The following is an 18,825-nucleotide window of genomic DNA, read 5'->3' as shown; positions in this document are numbered from 1 at the left end:
CGGGCGCCGTCGTCCTCGTCGTCCGCTGGTACGAGGGCTTCCGGACGGGTCGCCGGGCGGCCCCGGAACCCGCCGCCGACGCCTACGCGGGCCCGGTCCCGGAGTCTTCCGGCGCGAGCAGCGAGAAACACGCTCCGAAGGAATCCACGAGGCTCGCCAGCAGTTCCTTCCCCTTTTCCGCGGAACCCAGCGAAGGGCGTCCGATGACGCCCGAATCGGTATAGCCGGACATACCGAGGGTGAGCAGATGACGCCGGTCGTCCGCGACGAAATCGGAGGTCTCATAACCAGGCTTCAGCAATTCGGGGTGCGTGTGCAGAAGGATGGAGGTCTCGATTTCTCCCGCGTGCATGTCGGTCAGCGGCGAGGTGACCACCCCCGCCCGCCGCAGCGCCGCTTCCCAGTCCTCCGCGGCCGGGAAGAGCGCCATGCGCTCACCGCGGGCCGAGGATTCCTGGACGACGTTGCCCAGTACGTAGTTTCCGCCGTGTCCGTTGACCACCACCAGGGCGTCGACGCCGCTGCGGCGGAGCGAGGCCGCGATGTCCGACACCACCGCATGAAGGGTCACGGAGGAGATGCTGACGGTACCGGGCCAGGCCGCGTGCTCGTGCGAGCAGGAGACCGTCACCGGCGGAAGGAGGTGCACCGGGTACGCCTCGGCGATCTCCCGGGCCACGGCACAGGCGACCAGCGTGTCGGTCGCCAGCGGAAGGAACGGACCGTGCTGTTCGAAGCTTCCCACCGGAAGGACGGCGACCTGCTTTGAGACACCCGCCGCCCTGGTGCGTACCTCTTCGGTAGTGTCCGCCGGCACCAGTCCGTATGCCGCCGTACGCGCGCCCGAACCACTCATTTCTTCACGGCCTTTCGTCTCTGCTTAGGAATCAGATCATGACAGACAACATCGGCGTACTCGGCAAGAAGACCGTCAAGCGCACCGGCGTGGAACGCGTCGTGAATGCTCCACTGCCCACGGTGTACGGGCAATTCCGGGCGGTCGGCTACATGGACCACGATCGCGGCGACGAACAAGTGGCCCTGGTTCACGGTGAGATCGGCACGGACGATGTGCTGACCCGACTGCATTCCGAGTGCCTGACGGGGGACGCGTTCGGCTCCCAGCACTGCGAGTGCGGTGATCAACTGGCCTCCGCGCTGAAGGCGGTGGTCGCCGAGGGAAGCGGCATCGTCGTGTACCTGAGGGGACACGAGGGCCGTGGCATCGGCCTGCTCGCCAAGCTGCGCGCGATGGCCCTGCAGGCGGAGGGGCTGGACACCGTCGAGGCCAACCTGGCGCTCGGACTGCCGGTGGACTCCCGTGACTACAAGGTCGCCGCCGAGATGCTGCACGACCTGGGGGTGAACTCGGTCCGCCTGATGTCCAACAACCCGCGCAAGCGTGAGGCGTTGGTGCACCACGGCATCAAGGTCGCCGAGACCGTCCCGCTGCTGATACCGCCGTGCGAGAGCAACATCACCTATCTGCGCACCAAGCGCGAGCGGCTCGACCATGTGCTGCCGCACCTGGACGCCGTGGCGCACCTGTCCTGAACATGCGATTACGGGCCGGGGAGTACGGACAGGAACAGGGGACGACCCGACACCCCTGGGAGGCTCGCCCGTGAACATGCAGGCCAGTGCCGTCGTCATCGGCGGTGGGGTGATGGGCGCGAGCATCGCCTACCACCTCGCCGCCGCCGGTGTCCGCGACGTGATCCTCGTGGAACGCGACGAACTCGCCTCGGGGTCGACGTCGAAGGCGGCGGGCGGGGTGCGGGCGCAGTTCTCCGACGAGCTGAACATCCAGCTGGGCGCGCGCAGCCTGGAGGCCTTCGGCCGCTTCGAGGAGGAGACCGGGCACGACATCGGGCTGCACCGCGTCGGCTACCTCTTCCTCCTGTCGACGCCGGAGGAGGTCGCCTCCTTCGAGGAGAGCGTCCGGCTGCAGAACTCGCTCGGCGTGCCCAGCCGCATGATCACCCCGAAGGAGGCCCGCAGACTCTCCCCGCTGATCAGCACCGACGGCCTGCTCGCCGCCGCCTTCTCCCCGGACGACGGCCACTGCACGCCCGAGGCGGTGGTCCAGGGGTACGCCTCCGCCGCCCGCGCGCTCGGCGCCCGCGTCCTGCGCCACACCGAGGTCACCGGCATCGAACTGCACGGCGAGCACATCACCGCCGTGACGACGACCCTCGGCCGGATCGCCACCCACACCGTGATCTGCGCGGCCGGCCCCTGGTCGAAGGCGGTCGGCGCGATGGCGGGCGTGGACCTGCCGGTGGTGCCGCTGCGCCGGCAGATCGCGTTCACGGAACCCGTCACCGGACTGCCTCCCGAGCTGCCCATGACGATCGACTTCACCACCAGCCTCTACTTCCACGCCGAGGGCCCCGGACTCCTCCTCGGCATGTCCGACCCCGACGAGCGTCCCGGCTTCGCCACCGACACCCACGACCGCTGGATCCCCGCCCTCTACGCGGCCATGGAGCGGCGTGCCCCGGCCCTGCTCGACCTGCGCCGCACGGGCGGCTGGGCGGGCCTCTACGAGATCACCCCCGACCACAACGCCCTGATCGGCGAGGCTACTTCGGTCTCCCGCTTCCTCTACGCCACCGGCTTCTCCGGGCACGGATTCCTGCAGGGACCCGCCGTCGGCGAGGTGATCCGCGACCTGTACCTGGGCCGCGTACCCTTCGTGGACGTCAGCCCCTTGAGTGCCGGCCGGTTCGCGGCCGACGCCCCCCGCCCGGAGGCCAACCTCGTATGACAGAGCTCCACCTGTGGCTGCGCCACGAGCCCCGTACGACCGAACGCCGCACACCGATCGTCCCGTCCGACGCCCGGCGGCTCGTCGACAGCGGGGTGAGGCTGACGGTGGAGGAGTCCCCCCAGCGGATCTTCCCGATCGAGGAGTACGAGGCGGCGGGCGCCGCCGTCGCGCCCGCGGGCTCCTGGGTGTCGGCGCCGCGTGCCGCCGTGATCCTCGGTCTGAAGGAACTCCCGGACGAGCCGGGCGAGTTGCCGCACCGGCACATCTTCTTCGGGCACGCCTACAAACGGCAGCCGGGCGCCGAGGCGCTGCTCGGGCGCTTCGCCGCAGGCGGCGGCTCGCTCCTCGACCTGGAGTACCTGGTCGACGACGACGGCCGCCGGCTCGCCGCGTTCGGGTTCTGGGCCGGATATCTGGGAGCCGCGCTGGCCGTGCGGCAGCACCGGGGGAGCCTGGTCGCCCCGCTGGTGCCGGGGTCGAAGGAGGAGCTGGACGAGACACTCCGACCCGTCGCCGGGGACGAGGAGTTCACGGCCCTGGTGATCGGCGCCCTGGGCCGCAGCGGCCGGGGCGCCCGCGTGGCCTTCCGCACGGCCGGTATCGAGCCGACGTGCTGGGACCTCGCCGAGACCCGAGACCTGGACCGCCCCGCCCTGCTCGCCCATGACGTCCTGGTGAACTGCGTCCTCGCCACCACACCCGTCCCGCCCTTCCTGCGCGAGGAGGACCTCGACGATCCGTCGCGGCGCCTGCGCACGCTCTGCGACGTGACCTGCGACGTCGGCTCGCCGCTCAACGTCCTGCCGGTCTACGACCGCACCACCGAGTGGGACGACCCCGCGCGCCGGCTGCGCAAGGAGCCCCCGCTGGACCTGATCGCCATCGACAACCTGCCGTCACTGCTCCCACGGGAGTCCAGCACCGACTTCTCCGCCGCGCTGGTGCTCCAGCTGCTGGAGTTCGGGGTGGGCGGGGCGTGGGGGCGCTGTCTGGACCGGTTCCACCAGGCGTGCCGCGAACTCGGCATCGTAGAGAAGGAGTTCGGTGATGACTGAGCGGGTTGCCGCCACCGGCACGGTCCACTGGATCGGCGCGGGGCTGTCCACGGGCAGTGGTCTGGCCCGCCTGTGCGAGACCGCGGACCGGGTGAGACTGTGGCACCGCACCGAGCGGCGTGCCGCCGACGCGCTGGCGGCCCTCGGCCTCACCGGACGTGCCGAGCCGCGCGCCCTCACCCTCCCGGCGCTCACCGCCGAACTCGCCCCGGGTGACGTCGTCGTGTCGATGCTGCCCGCGCCGGAGCACGCCGGCGTCCTCGCCGCGTGTGTCACCTCCGGCGCCCACTTCGCCTGCTCCAGCTATGTCTCGGACGCGGTCCTGGAACAGGTCCCGCAGGCCACGGAGGCGGGCCTGGTCGTCCTCACGGAGGCGGGCCTCGACCCCGGCATCGACCACCTGTTCGCGCACAGCCTGGTGGCCAGGGCCCGGGAGGCGATCGGCGCCGACACGGCGGCCGCGTACACCTTCACCTCCTACTGCGGAGGCATTCCCGCCGTTCCGAACGACTTCAGGTACCGCTTCAGCTGGGCCCCCGCGGGCGTCCTCAACGCCCTTCGCTCACCGGCCCGTTACCTCGAGGACGGCGCCGAGACCACCGCGGACCGGCCGTGGGAGGCCACCCGCCCCCACGTCCTGGACGGCGAGACCTTCGAGGTCTACCCGAACCGGGACAGCGTTCCCTTCGTCGAGCAGTACGAGCTCCCATCCGCCTGGCGGCCGCGCTCCTTCGTCCGCGGCACCCTGCGGCTGGAGGGCTGGCTGCGGGCCTGGGACGCGGTGTTCGAGGAGCTGAAGGCGGGCGACGACGCCCGGATCGCCGCACTGGCCCAGGAGTTGGCGGCCCGCCATCCGACCACGGACGCCGACCGGGACCGGGTCGTCCTCGCGGTGTCCCTGGACGTGCGGGCGGCGGACCGGAGCTGGTCGGGAAGCTACCTCCTCGACCTGGTCGGCGACGCGCACGAGAGTGCCATGGCCCGCTGCGTCTCCCGCCCCCTGTCCCTCGCCGTCCGCCACATCCTGGACGGCAGCCTGCCGGCAGGGCTGAGCCGGGCGGCCGGGACGGCGGCGCGATCGGAGCGATGGCTCGATGAACTGGCCGACGACGGGCTGAAGTTCACCCTCCGGGCCGATCAGTAGACGGGCCGGTCAGTAGACACAGACTGGGCCCGCTCCACGTCGGGGAGGGTGGCGCGGACCTCGGCCGAGGAGAGCAGGAAGTTCCCGCACCAGCCGGGCAACAGCGCCGCACGAACCGGGCCGATGGCGTGGAAGAGCGCGGCGACGGCCCACTCCTTGCTCTGCACGGACACGAACAGGCGCTCCGGTTCGTCCCGAGCCCGCCCGCCGGATCGGGATCCCCGTGCCGCCACCGCTCCCACAGCTCCCGCGCACGCGGGTCGTCGCGTTCCGCGGCGAGCAGGGGGAGCATGCGTGGGGCCAGGTGTGCGACGAAGGCGTCCTCATGGGCCGTGATGCCCCAGGCCGTGGTGATTCCCATGAGCGGGACCGTGACCGGGGTCAGTCGGTGATCGCCTCGTGGACCAGGCGCCTGAGGTCCGGGAGGACTTTCAGGGACGTCTTCGGGCGGAGCTGGGTCATGAACTGGACCGTCACGTCATGGGTGGGGTCGACCCAGAAGGTGGTGGTGGCGGCGCCGCTCCAGCCGTAGGTGCCCAGGCCGGTCGGGGCCAGGGTCCGTTCGGGGTCGACGACGACCGAGACACCGAGGCCGAAGCCGACGCCGTCGTTGTTCGGCTCGTCGTGGGCCGGGCGGCAGCCGAAGGCGCGGAGGTCGGCGTTGTCGGGGAGGTGGTTGCGGGTCATCAGGTCCACCGTGGCGGGGGACAGCAGGCGGACTCCGTCCAACTCGCCTCGCCGGCGCAGGAACTCCATGAAGCGGTGCATGTCGTGCGCCGACGCCACCATGCCGCCGCTGCCGGACACGAAGCGGGGGCGGCCGCCGCGCAGCGGCAGGCCGGGGGTCGGTTCGATGCCGCCGGACTCCGTCTCGCCGTACAACTCCGAGAGTCTGGGCGCCTGTTCGTCGGTGACCCAGAAACCGGCGTCCGTCATGCCGAGGGGGACCAGGACGCGTTCGGTGATGAAGGCGTCGAGCGGCTGTCCCGTCACCACCTCGATGAGCCGGCCCAGGACGTTCGTGGAGACCGAGTAGTTCCACTGCGTGCCCGGGTCGAACTGCAGCGGCAGGCTCGCGTAGACGTCGACCGTCTCGGCCAGGGTCGTGCCCGGGACGACCGAGGACTCCAGGTTGGCCGCGCGGTAGAGGGCGTCGACGGGGTGGGAGTGGTAGAAGGCGAAGGTCAGGCCCGAGGTGTGGGTCAGCAGATGCCTGACGAGGAGGGGGCGGCGGGCCGGGCGGGTCCGGACGTCGGCGCCCGTGCCGCTCTCGTACACCTGCGGCTCGGCGAAGGCCGGGAGGTGGCGGGCGACCGGGTCGTCCAGCGAGAGGCGGCCCTCCTCGACGAGCATCAGCGCGGCCACCGAGGTGACCGGCTTGGTCATGGAGTAGATCCGCCAGAGCGTGTCGGGCTCCACGGGCAGCCCGGCCGCGACATCGCGCCGGCCCATCGTGGTGAGATGCGCGACGCGTCCGCCGCGGGCCACGGCCACCAGATGACCGGGCACCCGGCCCTCGTCGACGTAGTGGGCCAGGTGCTGGTCGAGACGGTCCAACGCCTTGGCGTCCAGCCCGACCTCACTCGGGTCGACCTCTTGTCGCAGCTGTGCCATCGCTCTCCTCCGAATGCGCTCGCCGAGGTGCGACACGGAATGTCCCGCCGCATCGGCCTCAGACCTCATCGTCGCTCAGGAATGTGCGGAAGGTCCTCCGCTTGACCGGGAATGATCGCCAGGATGGAAGGTTTCGGCAGAGCCGTGGCCATTCCCTGCGGCTCCCTGTATGGCCGGGAATCAGGGAAGCGGCCCCCGAGTTCTCCTGATATGACTCAGGACACACTGCTCGAGCTGCTCTCCGACCACCGCGGCGGCGTGCTGGTCACCCTCAAGCGCGACGGCCGACCGCAACTGTCGAACGTCAGCCACCACTACGACCCCGACGAGCGGATCATCCGGATCTCGATCACGGACGACCGTGCCAAGACCCGCAACCTGCGCCGGGACCCACGGGCCTCGTACCACGTCTCCAGCTCCGACCGCTGGGCCTACACGGTCGTCGAGGGCACTGCCGACCTCTCGCCCGTCGCCAAGGACCCGCACGACGACACCGTCGAGGAGCTGGTCCGTCTGTACCGCGACGTCGGGGGCGAGCACCCCGACTGGGACGAGTACCGCGCCGCGATGGTCCGCGACGGGCGGCTGGTGCTGCGGCTGAAGGTGGAACGGGCGTACGGCATCCCGAAGGGCGCCAACCTGGGCTGATCCCGAGGACCGGGCAGCGACGGCCCTAGGACCGGAGGCGCAGGGCGGATGGCCGATGGTACGGGGGGCGGCGGGTGCCTAGGCTGCCGTGGACGAACCAGCAGCCCGGGAAAGGGGCTTGATGCCTGTCGACGGCCGTAGCCACCTGCGTGTCGCCCGTCCGTCCCGCGACCTCGCCGCCGCCGAGCGGTTCTGGGTGCGGGGGCTGGGACTGAGTGTCCTATGGCGGACGGAGGGCGGGGGCGAACCCGGTGAGCACGCTCTGCTGATGGTGGGGTGGCCGGACGCGGGATGGCATCTGGAGCTGGTGCATGCGGCCGGTGCGCCCGTGGAGCCCCGGCCCACCGAGGAGGACCTGCTGGTGGTCTACGTCGATGGGCCGGTGCCCGAGGAGCTGGTCGCCCGGCTGGAGGCGCACGGCGGCAGGCGGGTGTCCTCGCCGAACCCCTACTGGAACCGGTGGGGCGTCACGATCGAGGACCCCGACGGGTACCGGTTCGTGCTGTGCGAGCGGGGCTGGTCCGCTCAGTGATCCGTGACCGTGACAGGCGTCGCTGATCCGGACTCATCCGACGTAGGCCGCCAGGTGCTCACCCGTCAGCGTCGACCGGGCCGTCACCAGATCCCTCGGCGTTCCCTCGAACACGACCCGTCCGCCCTCGTGGCCCGCCCCCGGTCCCAGGTCGATGATCCAGTCCGCGTGGGCCATCACCGCCTGGTGGTGTTCCACGACGACGACCGACTTGCCGGCGTCCACCAGACGGTCCAGCAGGGCGAGGAGTTGTTCCACGTCGGCGAGGTGCAGGCCGGCCGTCGGCTCGTCGAGGACGTAGACGCCGCCCTTGTCGGCCATGTGTGTGGCCAGCTTGAGCCGCTGGCGTTCGCCGCCGGAGAGGGTGGTGAGGGGCTGGCCGAGGGTGAGGTAGCCGAGGCCGACGTCGGCGAGCCGCTGGAGGATGCGGTGGGCGGCCGGGGTACGGGCCTCCCCGGCGGCGAAGAACTCCTCGGCCTCCGCGACGGGCATCGCCAGCACCTCGCTGATGTCCCGGCCGCCGAAGCGGTACTCCAGCACCGACGCGTCGAACCGCTTGCCCTCGCAGTCCTCGCAGGTGCTGGAGACGCCCGCCATCATGCCGAGGTCGGTGTAGATGACACCCGCGCCGTTGCACGTCGGGCAGGCGCCCTCGGAGTTGGCGCTGAACAGGGCCGGCTTGACGCCGTTGGCCTTGGCGAAGGCGCTGCGGATCGGGTCGAGCAGGCCGGTGTACGTCGCCGGGTTGCTGCGCCGGGAACCGCGGATCGGACTCTGGTCGACGGAGACGACGCCCGCCCCGTCCGGGATCGAGCCGTGGACGAGGGAGCTCTTGCCGGAGCCCGCGACCCCCGTGACCACGCACAGCACCCCGAGCGGGATGTCGACATCCACGTCCTGGAGGTTGTGGGCCGAGGCGCCCCGGATCTCCAGGGTGCCGGACGGTTCGCGGACCGTGTCCTTGAGGCCGGCCCGGTCGCCGAGGTGGCGGCCGGTGATGGTGCCCGAGGTCCGCAGGCCGTCCACCGGACCCTCGTAGCAGACCGTGCCGCCCGCCGTGCCGGCGCCGGGGCCGAGGTCGACCACATGGTCGGCGATCGCGATGACCTCCGGCTTGTGCTCCACGACCAGCACCGTGTTGCCCTTGTCGCGCAGGCGCAGCAGCAGGTCGTTCATGCGCTGGATGTCGTGCGGGTGCAGGCCGATGGTCGGTTCGTCGAAGACGTACGTGACATCGGTGAGGGAGGAGCCGAGGTGGCGGATCATCTTGACGCGCTGGGCCTCGCCGCCCGAGAGGGTGCCCGCGGGGCGGTCGAGGGAGAGATAGCCGAGGCCGATCTCGGAGAAGGAGTCGAGGGTGTGCTGGAGGGCGGTGAGGAGCGGCCCCACCGAAGGCTCCTTCAGACCGCGCACCCAGTCGGCCAGGTCCCGGATTTCCATCCCGCAGGCGTCGGCGATCGAGAATTTCCCGATCTTCGCGGAGCGGGCGTGCTCGGCGAGGCGGGTGCCGTCGCAGTCGGGGCAGACGGTGAAGGCGACCGCGCGCTCCACGAACGCCCGGACATGCGGCTGCATCGCCTCCTTGTCCTTGGCGAGCATCGACTTCTGGATGCGCGGGATCAGACCCTCGTACGTCATGTTGATGCCGGCGATCTTCATCCGGGTCGGTTCGCGGTGCAGGAGGTCGTGGAGCTCCTTCTTGGTGAACCGGCGGATCGGCTTGTCCGGGTCGAAGAAGCCGGACTCCGCGTACAGGCGGGAGTTCCAGCCGCCGCCGGTGTAGCCGGGGATGGTGAAGGCGCCCTCGTTGATCGACTTGGTGTCGTCGTAGAGCTGGGTCACGTCGAGGTCGGAGACCGCTCCGCGGCCCTCGCAGCGCGGACACATCCCGCCGACCCTGTTGAAGGTGACCTTCTGCCGGCTGCCCGTGCCCACCTTGATCGCGCCGGCCGCCGAGACCGAGGGCACATTGAAGGCGAACGCGCCGGGCGGGCCGACGTAGGGCTTGCCGAGGCGGCTGAAGAGGATGCGGAGCATCGCGTTGGCGTCGGTGGCCGTGCCGACCGTGGAGCGCGGGTCGGCGCCCATGCGCTGCTGGTCGACGCTGATCGCGGTGGTCAGGCCGTCCAGGACGTCCACCTCGGGGCGGGCGAGCGTCGGCATGAAGCCCTGGACGAAGGCGCTGTAGGTCTCGTTGATGAGCCGCTGCGACTCCGCGGCGATGGTGTCGAAGACCAGGGAGCTCTTTCCCGAGCCGGAAACACCGGTGAAAACGGTCAGCCTGCGTTTCGGCAGCTCGACGCTGACGTCCTTGAGGTTGTTCTCGCGGGCGCCGTGCACACGGATCAGATCGTGGCTGTCGGCGGCGTGCTGCGAAGTGCTCGGGGCCTTGCTCATCGTCTCTCCGTCCGTAGCGCGGGTACGCCCGTGACGGTCAGGCTAGGCGAGGCCCGGTGCCGATGCTTCTCCATTCCTGACAGGAGTGCGTAGTCTCCGCCCTGTGATCAATGGTGCACATATGGTGATCCACTCCGCCGACGCCGAGGCGGACCGCGTCTTCCTCAGGGACGTCCTCGGCTGGGCCCACATCGACGCCGGACACGGCTGGCTGATCTTCAAGGCGCCGCCGACCGAGGTCGCCGTCCACCCGGCCGACGGCGCGCCGTCGCTCGAACTGATGCTGATGTGCGACGACCTGGACCGGACGGTGGCCGAACTCGTCGACCGGGGAGTGGAGTTCACCCGCCCCGTGCAGGACGCGCGCTGGGGCCGGGTGACCGCCTTCCGCCTGCCCGGGGGCGGCGAGATCGGCTTGTACGAGCCCCGCCACCCGCGGGCGTAGGCAGGACCGTCGTCACGCCGTCACCGTCTCCGGCTGGGAGGACTTTCGGGCCGTGCGTTCGCCCAGGTGTTCCGTCGGGACCTGGGCCGTCTCGCGGGCCGAGAGGGCGGCGATGGCCGGCGGGACGCAGAGGGCCGCGGTGAACAGGGCCACGGCCGACCAGTCGTCGCCGTCGGGGCCCGCGATCCGGGCGGCGAAGGTGACCGCGAAGCCGGCCACGGCGAAGCCGATCTGGGTGCCGATGGCCATGCCGGACAGACGCACGCGGGTGGAGAACATCTCGCCGTAGAACGACGGCCAGACACCGTTCGCGGCGCTGTAGACGACGCCGAAGGCCACGACGCCGAGGATCAGGGTCAGCGTGTAGTCGCCGGTCGAGATCGCCCAGAGATACCCGGCCATCGCCACCGCGCTGCCGACCGCGCCGATCAGGTACACGGGACGCCGGCCGACACGGTCGGACAGCGTCGCCCACGCGGGGATCGCGCCCAGCGCCACGAGGTTGGCCAGCGCGCCCACCCACAGCATCGAGGAGCGTGACATCCCGACGGCGTCACTGGTGGCGTAGGCGAGCGCCCACACCGTGAAGATCGTGGAGACCGAGGCGATCAGCGCGCCCGCGACGACGCGCAGGACGTCCGCCCAGTGCTCGCGCAGCAGGACCACCAGCGGGAGTTTCACGATGCCCTCGGAGGAGGCCGCCTGCTGGGCGAAGACCGGTGTCTCCTCGAGCCTGCGGCGGATGAGGTACCCCACGACCGCCACGACGACGCTCGCCCAGAACGGGACGCGCCAGCCCCAGGACATCAGCTGGTCGTCGGGAAGCTGGGCGACGGCCAGGAAGACCAGGGTGGCGATGAGCTGGCCGCCCTGGGTGCCGCTGAGCGTGAAGCTGGTGAAGAAGCCGCGCCGGTGCGCAGGCGCGTGTTCCAGTGTCATCGAGTTGGCGCTGGCCTGTTCGCCGGCCGCGGAGATGCCCTGCAGCACTCGGCAGAGCACGAGCAGGACCGGCGCGAGGGCGCCGACCTGGTGACGGGTGGGCAGACAGCCGATGAGGAACGTGGAGACACCCATCAGGATCAGGGTGAAGACCATGATCTTCTTACGGCCGGCCCGGTCACCGAAGTGGCCGAGGAAGAGCGCGCCGACCGGCCGGGCCGCGTAGGCGACACCGAACGTGGCCAGCGAGAGCAGGGTCGCGGTGGCGGGGTCGGACTCGTCGAAGAACACCTTGGGGAAGATCAGCGCGGCCGCGCTGCCGTAGATGAAGAAGTCGTAGTACTCCAGGGCGCTGCCGATCCAGGCGGCGGCGGCCGCCTTCTTCGGCTGCCCGACGGCTTCGGCGGGGACGGACGACACGGCGGTGCTCCTTCGGGGGAACTCCAGCGTAGGCGGAGTGAGCGGAGAGGGGAGGTGCCGGAACCCTGGGGTGGCGGGACGGCCGTGCCGGGTGCTACCCGGCTAATGAACGCACTGGATAGTTAGTAGCGGTCGTCCACGGATGTTGCGCTCACGTTTCCCGGGTGTCAAGAGGTGCCGTCGAAGGATCTTGCGGGTGCTTCTCCGTGCTCGTCAGTCGTCGGCGCGGTCCGCCGTGAGGTACGCGATCACCATGTCGCCCAGCATGTTCCGGTAGTGCTCGCGCTGGGCCGGGTCCACCAGGTCGCGGCCGAACAGGGCGCCGAAGGTGTGCCGGTTGGCGACCCGGAAGAAGCAGAAGGAGCTGATCATCGCGTGCAGGTCGACGGCGTCGACCTCGGCCGTGAACAGACCGGACTCGCGCCCGGACTTCAGGATCCGGCGGATGACGTCCAGGGCCGGCGAACCCATCCGGCCGAGCTTCTGGGAGGCCACGATGTGCTCGGCCTCGTGGATGTTCTCGATGCTGACCAGCCGGATGAAGTCCGGGTGCTGCTCGTGGTGGTCGAAGGTGACCTCGGCCAGCCGCCGGATGGCCGCGACCGGGTCCAGGTGGTCGACGTCCAGCTTCTGCTCGGCCTCGCGGATCACGCCGTAGGCCCGCTCCAGGACGGCCGTGAACAGCTGCTCCTTGCCGCCGAAGTAGTAGTAGATCATCCGCTTGGTGGTGCGGGTGCGGGCGGCGATCTCGTCCACCCGGGCACCCGCGAAGCCCGCCCTCGCGAACTCATGGGTCGCGACGTCGAGGATCTCGGCCTGCGTGCGTGCGGCGTCGCGGATGCGTCCGCCTGGCCGTGCCGGTTCTTCGACGCTGGTCATCGGGTTCCTTACGGGCGAGGGGCCGGTGCCGCAGATTGTAGAAGAGGCCTTCCCACGGGCCGAGCACCCTGCTATGACTAACGTACTAGTTCGTACATTAGCGGGCTGCGCAAGCATCGGTGAGGCGTACAGGAGGGCCGTCGTGGCCAAGGAGTCGTATCTCGTCGGACTGATCGGTTCCGGCATCGGCCCGTCGCTCAGTCCGGCGCTGCACCAGCGGGAGGCCGACCGGCAGGGGCTGCGCTATCTGTACCGGCTCATCGACATCGATGTGCTGGGGGTGGCGCCGGCGGCGGTCGGTGACCTGGTGCGCGCGGCGCGGGACCTGGGCTTCGACGGGCTGAACATCACGCACCCCTGCAAGCAGCTCGTCATCGAGCACCTGGACGCGCTCGCTCCGCAGGCGGAGGCGCTCGGCGCGGTCAACACGGTCGTCTTCGAGGAGGACGGGCGGGCCGTCGGCCACAACACGGACGTCACCGGGTTCGCGGCGTCGTTCGCGCGAGGGCTGCCGGATGTGCCGTCGGAGCGGGTCGTGCAGGTGGGTGCGGGGGGCGCGGGGGCGGCGGTCGCCCACGCGACGCTGACGCTGGGAGCCGAGCGGGTCACGGTCGTGGACGCGCTGGCCGACCGGGCGGCGGACCTGGCGGCCGCGTTGAACCGGCACTTCGGCGCGGGGCGGGCGGCGGCCGCCACACCGGACCGGTTGGCGGGGTTGCTCTCCGACGCCGACGGTGTGGTCCATGCCACGCCCACGGGGATGGCCGCGCATCCGGGGCTGCCGTTCGCCGCGGAGCTGCTGCGTCCCGGGTTGTGGGTGGCCGAGGTGGTCTACCGGCCGCTGGAGACGGAGCTGCTGCGCGCCGCTCGGACCCTCGGCTGCGCCACGTTGGACGGGGGCGGGATGGCCGTGTTCCAGGCCGCGGACGCGTTCCGCCTGTTCACGGGCCACGAGCCGGACACCGGACGGATGCTGACGGACATCGCCGAGATGGGCGCGGTGGTGGAGAGCTCCGCGGGCTAGGGCCCTTTTGACGGATCTCCGCGGCGTCACCGATCCCGCCCGCGCAGCCGAAAGCGCCCCGCCCCCCACGCGCCCCTCACGGCGCAGTGGTCCCGCAGGTTCGAAGGAGCACCTATGCGCACCTCCATTGCCACCGTTTCGTTGAGCGGGTCTCTCAGTGAGAAGCTCGCCGCCGCCTCCCGGGCCGGGTTCGACGGGGTCGAGATCTTCGAGAACGATCTGCTGGCCAGCCCCCTCACTCCCGAGGAGGTCCGCGCCCGCTGCGCCGATCTGGGGCTGACCGTCGACCTCTACCAGCCCCTGCGGGACATCGAAGCCGTACCCGAGGACGAGTTCGCGCGGAATCTGCGGCGAGCCCGGCACAAGTTCGCACTCATGCGCAGGCTCGGGGCCGGCACGGTGCTGGTGTGCTCCAGCGTGAGCCCCCTCGCGATCGACGACGACGCCCTGGCCGCCCGGCAGCTGGGCCGACTCGCCGATCTGGCCGAGGACTTCGGCATCCGTGTCGCCTACGAGGCGCTCGCCTGGGGGCGTCACATCAGTACGTACGACCATGCCTGGCAGGTCGTCGAGGCCGCCGGGCATCCCTCCCTCGGCACCTGTCTCGACAGCTTCCACATCCTCTCCCGGGGCTCCGACCCCAAGGGCATCGAGGACATCCCCGGTGACAAGATCTTCTTCCTGCAGCTCGCGGACGCGCCCCCGCTCGCGATGGACGTGCTGCGCTGGAGCCGCCACTACCGCTGCTTCCCGGGGCAGGGCGGCTTCGATGTCGCGGGCCTCGTACGGCACGTACTGCGCACCGGATACGACGGTCCGCTGTCCCTGGAGGTCTTCAACGACGTCTTCCGGCAGGCCGAGGCCGGCCCCACGGCCGTGGACGCGCACCGCTCGCTCCTCGTGCTCCAGGAGCAGGTCGCCCCGGCCGAGCTGCCCGCCCCCGTCGTCCCCACCGGCGTCGCCTTCGCCGAGCTGGTCACGCCCGACGCCGAGCCGGTCACCGAGCTGCTGGGCGCGCTGGGCTTCGCCCGTACCGCCCGGCATCGCGGCAAGCCCGTCGATCTGTGGCAGCAGGGTGAGGCCCGTGTTCTCGTCAACACCGGGCCGGCCGTACGGCGTGGCGACGGCACCGGACTCGCCGCGATCGGCCTGGAGTCACCCGACCCGGCAGGCGCCGCCCGCCGCGCCGAGGCGCTGCTCGCGCCGGTGCTGCCGCGCAGGCGGGCGCCCGAGGACGCGCCGCTGGACGCGGTGGCCGCCCCCGACGGCACGGAGCTGTTCTTCTGCGCCACCGGCCGGCCCGGACTGCCCGACTGGCGCGCCGACTTCGAGGACGTCCCGGGTGAGGAGCCGGAGCCGGTGGTGACCCGCATCGACCATCTCGCCCTCGTCCAGCCCTGGCACCACTTCGACGAGGCGGCCTTGTTCCACCGCGGCGTGCTGGGCCTGTCCGCGCAGGAGAGCGTGGACGTCGCCGACCCGTACGGCCTCCTGCGCAGCCGTGCGGTGACCACCGCCGACGGCGGCGTCCGCATCGCCCTGTCCGTGGGAGCGGCGCCCGCCGACGACACGGTCCACGCCCAGCACATCGCCCTGGCGACGGACGACGTGGTGGGCGCGGCCCGCCGCTTCCGGGCCGCGGGTGGGACGCCGCTGCCGATACCGGCCAACTACTACGACGATCTGGCCGCCCGGTTCGAGTTCGCCGAGGGGGAGCTGGAGACCTATCGCGAGCTCGGGATTCTCTACGACCGTGACGCCCACGGCGAGTTCAGGCACTGCTACACCCGCACCGTGGGGCGCGTCTTCTTCGAGCTCGTCCAGCGCGACGGCGGCTACCGGGGGTACGGCGCCCAGAACGCGCCCGTCCGGCTGGCCGCCCAGCACACGGCCCGGCGGCTCACTGGCGGCTGACCGTCCTGGTCACGCCGGTGACGACCGTCGTGGCCAGGATCCAGCCGGTGATGATCAGGGCGTACGCCAGATACTGGTACCAGCCGGCCGGGGCGAAGGCGTCCTCCTGGCCGAAGGAGATCACCGGCAGGAGCAGGTCGAGGGTGTAGAAGACCGGGTTGAAGTGCGGGGCCTCCGACGCCTTGAGCGGGCGCGGGTGGTGCAGCCCGTACGCGAGCGAGCCGACCGCCAGCAGCGACAGCAGCCAGACGGCCGCGCGCAACGGGTGGAAGCCGTAGCCGACGGTGGCGTCCTGGACGTAGCCCCAGACCCGGCCGTACCAGGCGCGGGTGGTGCGCAGACGGCGCTGCTTGGCCAGCTGGACCAGACGGGCCGCGTAGTCGTCGCCGATACGGCGGTAGGCGGCGGTCAGCTGCTCGTAGGTGTGCGGCTCGTAGCGCAGGTCGCGCTCCAGCATGGGCAGGCGGTGTTCGGCGGGCAGGTGCGGGGTGAGCGTGGTGTAGGTGAGGTCGCTGAGGAAGACCCTCTCCGGCAGCATCTCCGGTTCCAGGTACAGGACTTCGATCCGGGCCCGGCGCAGGTTGAGGATGCCGTCGAGGGGCGGGCCCTTGCGCAGCCACAGCTCTCCGACGGCGGCGCTGCTCAGCCGCAGCGCCGTGCCGTCGGGGTTGGCCAGCCGGGCGAAGGTGAGCTCGAAGCGCCCCGGTACGCGGGCGCCCCGGAAGTCCACCCGCCCCAGCGTACGGGCCCGCCGCATCCGCAGGTCGGAGCCGGTGTCGAAGGTCAGGGCACTGATGGCGGTGCCGCCCGGGGCGAGGAACTCGGCCCCCTCCAGGTTCACCGCGCCGGTGACGGACGCCCCGTCGAGACGTACCTGCCCGCGCACCCGCAGCTCCGGAGCCCACAGGTCGTCACCGATCTCGGCGTGGTTCAGCTCCAGGACCGGTTCCGTGTCGTCGTCCGAGGCGAGGTGCGTTCGCTCCATGAACAGCGCCCCGGTGATCCGTGCCCCGCCCAGCCGCACCGGTCCGCCGATCCGGCAGTCCGTCAGCCGCAGCACACCGTCCACCCGCACGGTGGCGGCCGCCAGCCCGGACAGCACCGAGTCGCTCAGGTTGAGCTGGCGGAACCGGGCCCCGTACAGCTGCGGGACCTCGTCGAAGTGGCAGTGGCTCAGCCGGACGGCGAAGTCGGTCGTGCCGTACCGCAGGTCGAGGACTCCGGTGATCCGGGCCCCGGAGAGCTTGAGGGCGGCGATCTCACCGGGCTCCTGCGGCCCGTCGAGCAGCAGGGCCCGCAACACGGCCGCCCGGACCGTGCGTTCGGGCCCCCACCGCCCGCCCCGCGCCGTGTCCTCGTCGTCCGCCTCCCGGAAGTCGACCGGCGCCCCCGTCGCGAACGCCCGCCACACTCTCCGTTCGGCCGGCGTCAGATCGTTGATCTCCACGAAGCGCGACTCTAGTCGCACAACTGCGCGTGACGGCGGCGGACTTGTGCCGACTGGTCCGGCAACTCCCCTTCACCTGCTCCTTCGACGATCGCGGTCCGGGTCGCGGTGCCCGGCTACGCCCTGGTGTTCCATTCTGCGATGACCGGCCGTCCGTGTTCGGTCGACAGCCGGCTGACCGTGCCGGTCGACAGCTGGAACAGCCGTCCCTCGGCGGGCGGCAGGCCCAGTCTGCGTGCGGTCAGGACGCGCAGGAAGTGGGCGTGGGCGACGAGGACCACATCGCCGGTGCGGTTGGAGAGGGCCGCGTCGACGCGGGCCAGTACCCGGTCGGCCCGGTCGCCGACCTCGGCCGGGGACTCGCCCGGATGTCCCTCGGGACCCGGCGGGACCCCGTGCAGCCACAGGTCCCAGTGCGGGCGGCTGCGGTGGATCTCCACCGTCGTGATGCCCTCGTAGGCGCCGTAGTCCCACTCGTGCAGGTCGGGTTCGACAGTGGTGCCGGTGATGCCGGCGAGTTCGGCGGTGCGTATCGCCCGGCCGAGCGGGCTGGTCAGCGCGAGTGCGTAGGTCCGCTGCGAGAGGAGTGGAGCGAGGGACTTGGCCTGCTCCTCACCGTGCTGGGTGAGGGGCAGGTCGGTCCAGCTGGTGTGCTGGCCCGACACGCTCCACTCCGTCTCGCCGTGGCGGACCAGGAGAAGGTCCCCCACGACGGACCTACTTCGACTCGACGGCGTGCCCGCCGAACTGGTTGCGCAGCGCCGCGATCATCTTCATCTGCGGGGAGTCGTCCTGCCGGGAGGCGAACCGCGCGAAGAGGGAGGCCGTGATCGTCGGCAGCGGGACGGCGTTGTCGACGGCCGCCTCGACCGTCCAGCGGCCCTCACCGGAGTCCTGCGCGAAGCCCTTCAGCTTGTCGAGGTGCTCGTCCTCGTCGAGGGCGTTGACCGCCAGGTCCAGCAGCCAGGAACGGATGACCGTGCCCTCCTGCCAGGACCGGAAGACCTCGCGGACGCTGTCGACCGAGTCGACCTTCTCCAGCAGCTCCCAGCCCTCGGCGTACGCCTGCATCATGGCGTACTCGATGCCGTTGTGGACCATCTTCGAGAAGTGCCCGGCGCCGACCTTGCCGGCGTGGACATAGCCGTACGGGCCCTCCGGCTTGAGCGCCTCGAAGATCGGCTTGAGCCGCTCGACGTGCTCCTTGTCGCCGCCGACCATCAGCGCGTAGCCGTTCTGCAGGCCCCACACACCGCCGGAGACGCCGGCGTCGACGAAGCCGATGCCCTTGGCACCCAGCTCCTCGGCGTGCTTCTCGTCGTCCGACCAGCGGGAGTTGCCGCCGTCCACGACGGTGTCACCGGGGGAGAGGAGACCGCCGAGCTCGTCGACGACGGACTGGGTCGGCCCGCCGGCCGGGACCATCACCCAGATCACGCGCGGGGCTTCGAGCTTGTCGACGAGCTCGGCGAGGCTCGCCGCGTCGGAGAGGTCGGGATTGCGGTCGTAGCCGATGACGGTGTGGCCGGCGCGGCGGATCCGCTCGCGCATGTTGCCGCCCATCTTGCCGAGACCAATCAGACCGAGCTGCATG

General features: G+C 71.1%; 18 protein-coding genes. 9 read left to right on the top strand and 9 right to left on the bottom strand.

Going from position 1 to position 18,825, the window contains the following annotated elements:
* Positions 1-82: 82 nt before the first annotated feature.
* Positions 83-856, bottom strand: coding sequence for a creatininase family protein (locus tag ABZT17_RS22685; protein WP_356351361.1), 774 nt, complete (start codon positions 854-856; stop codon positions 83-85).
* 38 nt (positions 857-894) lie between these two features.
* On the opposite strand from ABZT17_RS22685, the gene ribA reads away from it, so the two are divergent.
* The 4 genes from ribA to ABZT17_RS22665 all read left to right on the top strand — a co-directional run bounded on the left by ribA (position 895) and on the right by ABZT17_RS22665 (position 4,972).
* The gene (gene ribA / locus ABZT17_RS22680) at positions 895-1,554 is read left to right on the top strand and encodes a GTP cyclohydrolase II (RefSeq protein ID WP_356351360.1); all 660 of its coding nucleotides are present in this window, start codon (positions 895-897) and stop codon (positions 1,552-1,554) included.
* 76 nt (positions 1,555-1,630) lie between these two features.
* Positions 1,631-2,770: an FAD-binding oxidoreductase gene (locus ABZT17_RS22675; protein WP_356351409.1), complete on the top strand. Its 1,140-nt coding sequence runs from the start codon at positions 1,631-1,633 to the stop codon at positions 2,768-2,770.
* Entirely contained in the window at positions 2,767-3,828 is a 1,062-nt protein-coding gene (locus ABZT17_RS22670; RefSeq protein WP_356351358.1) for a saccharopine dehydrogenase, read from the top strand. Before ABZT17_RS22675 ends, ABZT17_RS22670 begins: the two co-directional genes overlap by 4 nt.
* A complete protein-coding gene (locus ABZT17_RS22665; RefSeq protein WP_356351357.1) occupies positions 3,821-4,972 on the top strand; it encodes a saccharopine dehydrogenase family protein in 1,152 nt (383 codons plus the stop codon). Before ABZT17_RS22670 ends, ABZT17_RS22665 begins: the two co-directional genes overlap by 8 nt.
* On the opposite strand, the gene ABZT17_RS22660 is transcribed toward ABZT17_RS22665, so the two are convergent.
* Positions 4,966-5,145 (bottom strand): hypothetical protein, encoded by a 180-nt coding sequence (locus tag ABZT17_RS22660; RefSeq protein WP_356351356.1) that lies wholly within the window; start codon positions 5,143-5,145, stop codon positions 4,966-4,968. The genes ABZT17_RS22665 and ABZT17_RS22660 overlap by 7 nt on opposite strands.
* Before the next feature lie 208 nt (positions 5,146-5,353).
* Positions 5,354-6,586: a serine hydrolase domain-containing protein gene (locus ABZT17_RS22655; RefSeq protein WP_356351355.1), complete on the bottom strand. Its 1,233-nt coding sequence runs from the start codon at positions 6,584-6,586 to the stop codon at positions 5,354-5,356.
* Between the two features lie 210 nt (positions 6,587-6,796).
* Between ABZT17_RS22655 and ABZT17_RS22650 the strand changes: the two genes are divergently transcribed.
* A complete protein-coding gene (locus ABZT17_RS22650) occupies positions 6,797-7,234 on the top strand; it encodes a PPOX class F420-dependent oxidoreductase (protein ID WP_356351354.1) in 438 nt (145 codons plus the stop codon).
* 121 nt (positions 7,235-7,355) lie between these two features.
* The gene (locus ABZT17_RS22645; RefSeq protein WP_356351353.1) at positions 7,356-7,766 is read left to right on the top strand and encodes a VOC family protein; all 411 of its coding nucleotides are present in this window, start codon (positions 7,356-7,358) and stop codon (positions 7,764-7,766) included.
* Positions 7,767-7,799: 33 nt separating this feature from the next.
* Here the strand turns inward: ABZT17_RS22645 and ABZT17_RS22640 are convergent, their stop codons facing one another.
* Entirely contained in the window at positions 7,800-10,163 is a 2,364-nt protein-coding gene (locus ABZT17_RS22640; RefSeq protein WP_356351352.1) for an excinuclease ABC subunit UvrA, read from the bottom strand.
* Between the two features lie 121 nt (positions 10,164-10,284).
* Between ABZT17_RS22640 and ABZT17_RS22635 the strand changes: the two genes are divergently transcribed.
* Positions 10,285-10,608, top strand: a complete 324-nt coding sequence (locus ABZT17_RS22635) for a VOC family protein (protein WP_356351351.1) — start codon at positions 10,285-10,287, stop codon at positions 10,606-10,608.
* Positions 10,609-10,620: 12 nt separating this feature from the next.
* On the opposite strand, the gene ABZT17_RS22630 is transcribed toward ABZT17_RS22635, so the two are convergent.
* The gene (locus ABZT17_RS22630) at positions 10,621-11,967 is read right to left on the bottom strand and encodes an MFS transporter (protein WP_356351350.1); all 1,347 of its coding nucleotides are present in this window, start codon (positions 11,965-11,967) and stop codon (positions 10,621-10,623) included.
* 213 nt (positions 11,968-12,180) lie between these two features.
* A complete protein-coding gene (locus tag ABZT17_RS22625; RefSeq protein ID WP_356351349.1) occupies positions 12,181-12,846 on the bottom strand; it encodes a TetR/AcrR family transcriptional regulator in 666 nt (221 codons plus the stop codon).
* A 142-nt stretch (positions 12,847-12,988) separates the two neighbouring features.
* On the opposite strand from ABZT17_RS22625, the gene ABZT17_RS22620 reads away from it, so the two are divergent.
* Together ABZT17_RS22620 and ABZT17_RS22615 are read left to right on the top strand one after the other, a co-directional pair.
* Positions 12,989-13,870, top strand: a complete 882-nt coding sequence (locus ABZT17_RS22620; protein ID WP_356351348.1) for a shikimate dehydrogenase — start codon at positions 12,989-12,991, stop codon at positions 13,868-13,870.
* A 114-nt stretch (positions 13,871-13,984) separates the two neighbouring features.
* On the top strand, positions 13,985-15,784 hold the full coding sequence (locus ABZT17_RS22615; RefSeq protein WP_356351347.1) for a TIM barrel protein: 1,800 nt from the start codon (positions 13,985-13,987) through the stop codon (positions 15,782-15,784).
* On the opposite strand, the gene ABZT17_RS22610 is transcribed toward ABZT17_RS22615, so the two are convergent.
* The 3 genes from ABZT17_RS22610 to gnd all read right to left on the bottom strand — a co-directional run bounded on the left by ABZT17_RS22610 (position 15,771) and on the right by gnd (position 18,824).
* On the bottom strand, positions 15,771-17,231 hold the full coding sequence (locus ABZT17_RS22610) for a membrane-associated oxidoreductase (protein WP_356351346.1): 1,461 nt from the start codon (positions 17,229-17,231) through the stop codon (positions 15,771-15,773). The two genes, ABZT17_RS22615 and ABZT17_RS22610, sit on opposite strands and share 14 nt — an antisense overlap.
* A gap of 116 nt (positions 17,232-17,347) precedes the next feature.
* Positions 17,348-17,941, bottom strand: a complete 594-nt coding sequence (locus tag ABZT17_RS22605) for a histidine phosphatase family protein (protein ID WP_356351345.1) — start codon at positions 17,939-17,941, stop codon at positions 17,348-17,350.
* Between the two features lie 7 nt (positions 17,942-17,948).
* Positions 17,949-18,824 carry a phosphogluconate dehydrogenase (NAD(+)-dependent, decarboxylating) gene (gene gnd, locus ABZT17_RS22600; RefSeq protein ID WP_356351344.1) on the bottom strand — a complete coding sequence of 292 codons (876 nt, stop codon included), beginning with the start codon at positions 18,822-18,824 and terminating at the stop codon, positions 17,949-17,951.
* Between the last annotated feature and the right edge of the window lies 1 nt (position 18,825).

Source organism: Streptomyces sp. NPDC005648, assembly GCF_040605395.1.
Taxonomy (GTDB): domain Bacteria; phylum Actinomycetota; class Actinomycetes; order Streptomycetales; family Streptomycetaceae; genus Streptomyces.
The sequence above is the reverse complement of the archived record's forward strand: the minus strand, read 5'-3'. Positions and strand labels throughout refer to the sequence as shown.

Coding starts and splice junctions, on each gene's coding strand:
- ABZT17_RS22685 (WP_356351361.1), bottom strand. CDS start 856: ATGAGTGGTTCGGGCGCGCGTACGGCGGCATACGGACTGGTGCCGGCG.
- ribA (WP_356351360.1), top strand. CDS start 895: ATGACAGACAACATCGGCGTACTCGGCAAGAAGACCGTCAAGCGCACC.
- ABZT17_RS22675 (WP_356351409.1), top strand. CDS start 1,631: ATGCAGGCCAGTGCCGTCGTCATCGGCGGTGGGGTGATGGGCGCGAGC.
- ABZT17_RS22670 (WP_356351358.1), top strand. CDS start 2,767: ATGACAGAGCTCCACCTGTGGCTGCGCCACGAGCCCCGTACGACCGAA.
- ABZT17_RS22665 (WP_356351357.1), top strand. CDS start 3,821: ATGACTGAGCGGGTTGCCGCCACCGGCACGGTCCACTGGATCGGCGCG.
- ABZT17_RS22655 (WP_356351355.1), bottom strand. CDS start 6,586: ATGGCACAGCTGCGACAAGAGGTCGACCCGAGTGAGGTCGGGCTGGAC.
- ABZT17_RS22650 (WP_356351354.1), top strand. CDS start 6,797: ATGACTCAGGACACACTGCTCGAGCTGCTCTCCGACCACCGCGGCGGC.
- ABZT17_RS22645 (WP_356351353.1), top strand. CDS start 7,356: ATGCCTGTCGACGGCCGTAGCCACCTGCGTGTCGCCCGTCCGTCCCGC.
- ABZT17_RS22640 (WP_356351352.1), bottom strand. CDS start 10,163: ATGAGCAAGGCCCCGAGCACTTCGCAGCACGCCGCCGACAGCCACGAT.
- ABZT17_RS22635 (WP_356351351.1), top strand. CDS start 10,285: ATGGTGATCCACTCCGCCGACGCCGAGGCGGACCGCGTCTTCCTCAGG.
- ABZT17_RS22625 (WP_356351349.1), bottom strand. CDS start 12,846: ATGACCAGCGTCGAAGAACCGGCACGGCCAGGCGGACGCATCCGCGAC.
- ABZT17_RS22615 (WP_356351347.1), top strand. CDS start 13,985: ATGCGCACCTCCATTGCCACCGTTTCGTTGAGCGGGTCTCTCAGTGAG.
- gnd (WP_356351344.1), bottom strand. CDS start 18,824: ATGCAGCTCGGTCTGATTGGTCTCGGCAAGATGGGCGGCAACATGCGC.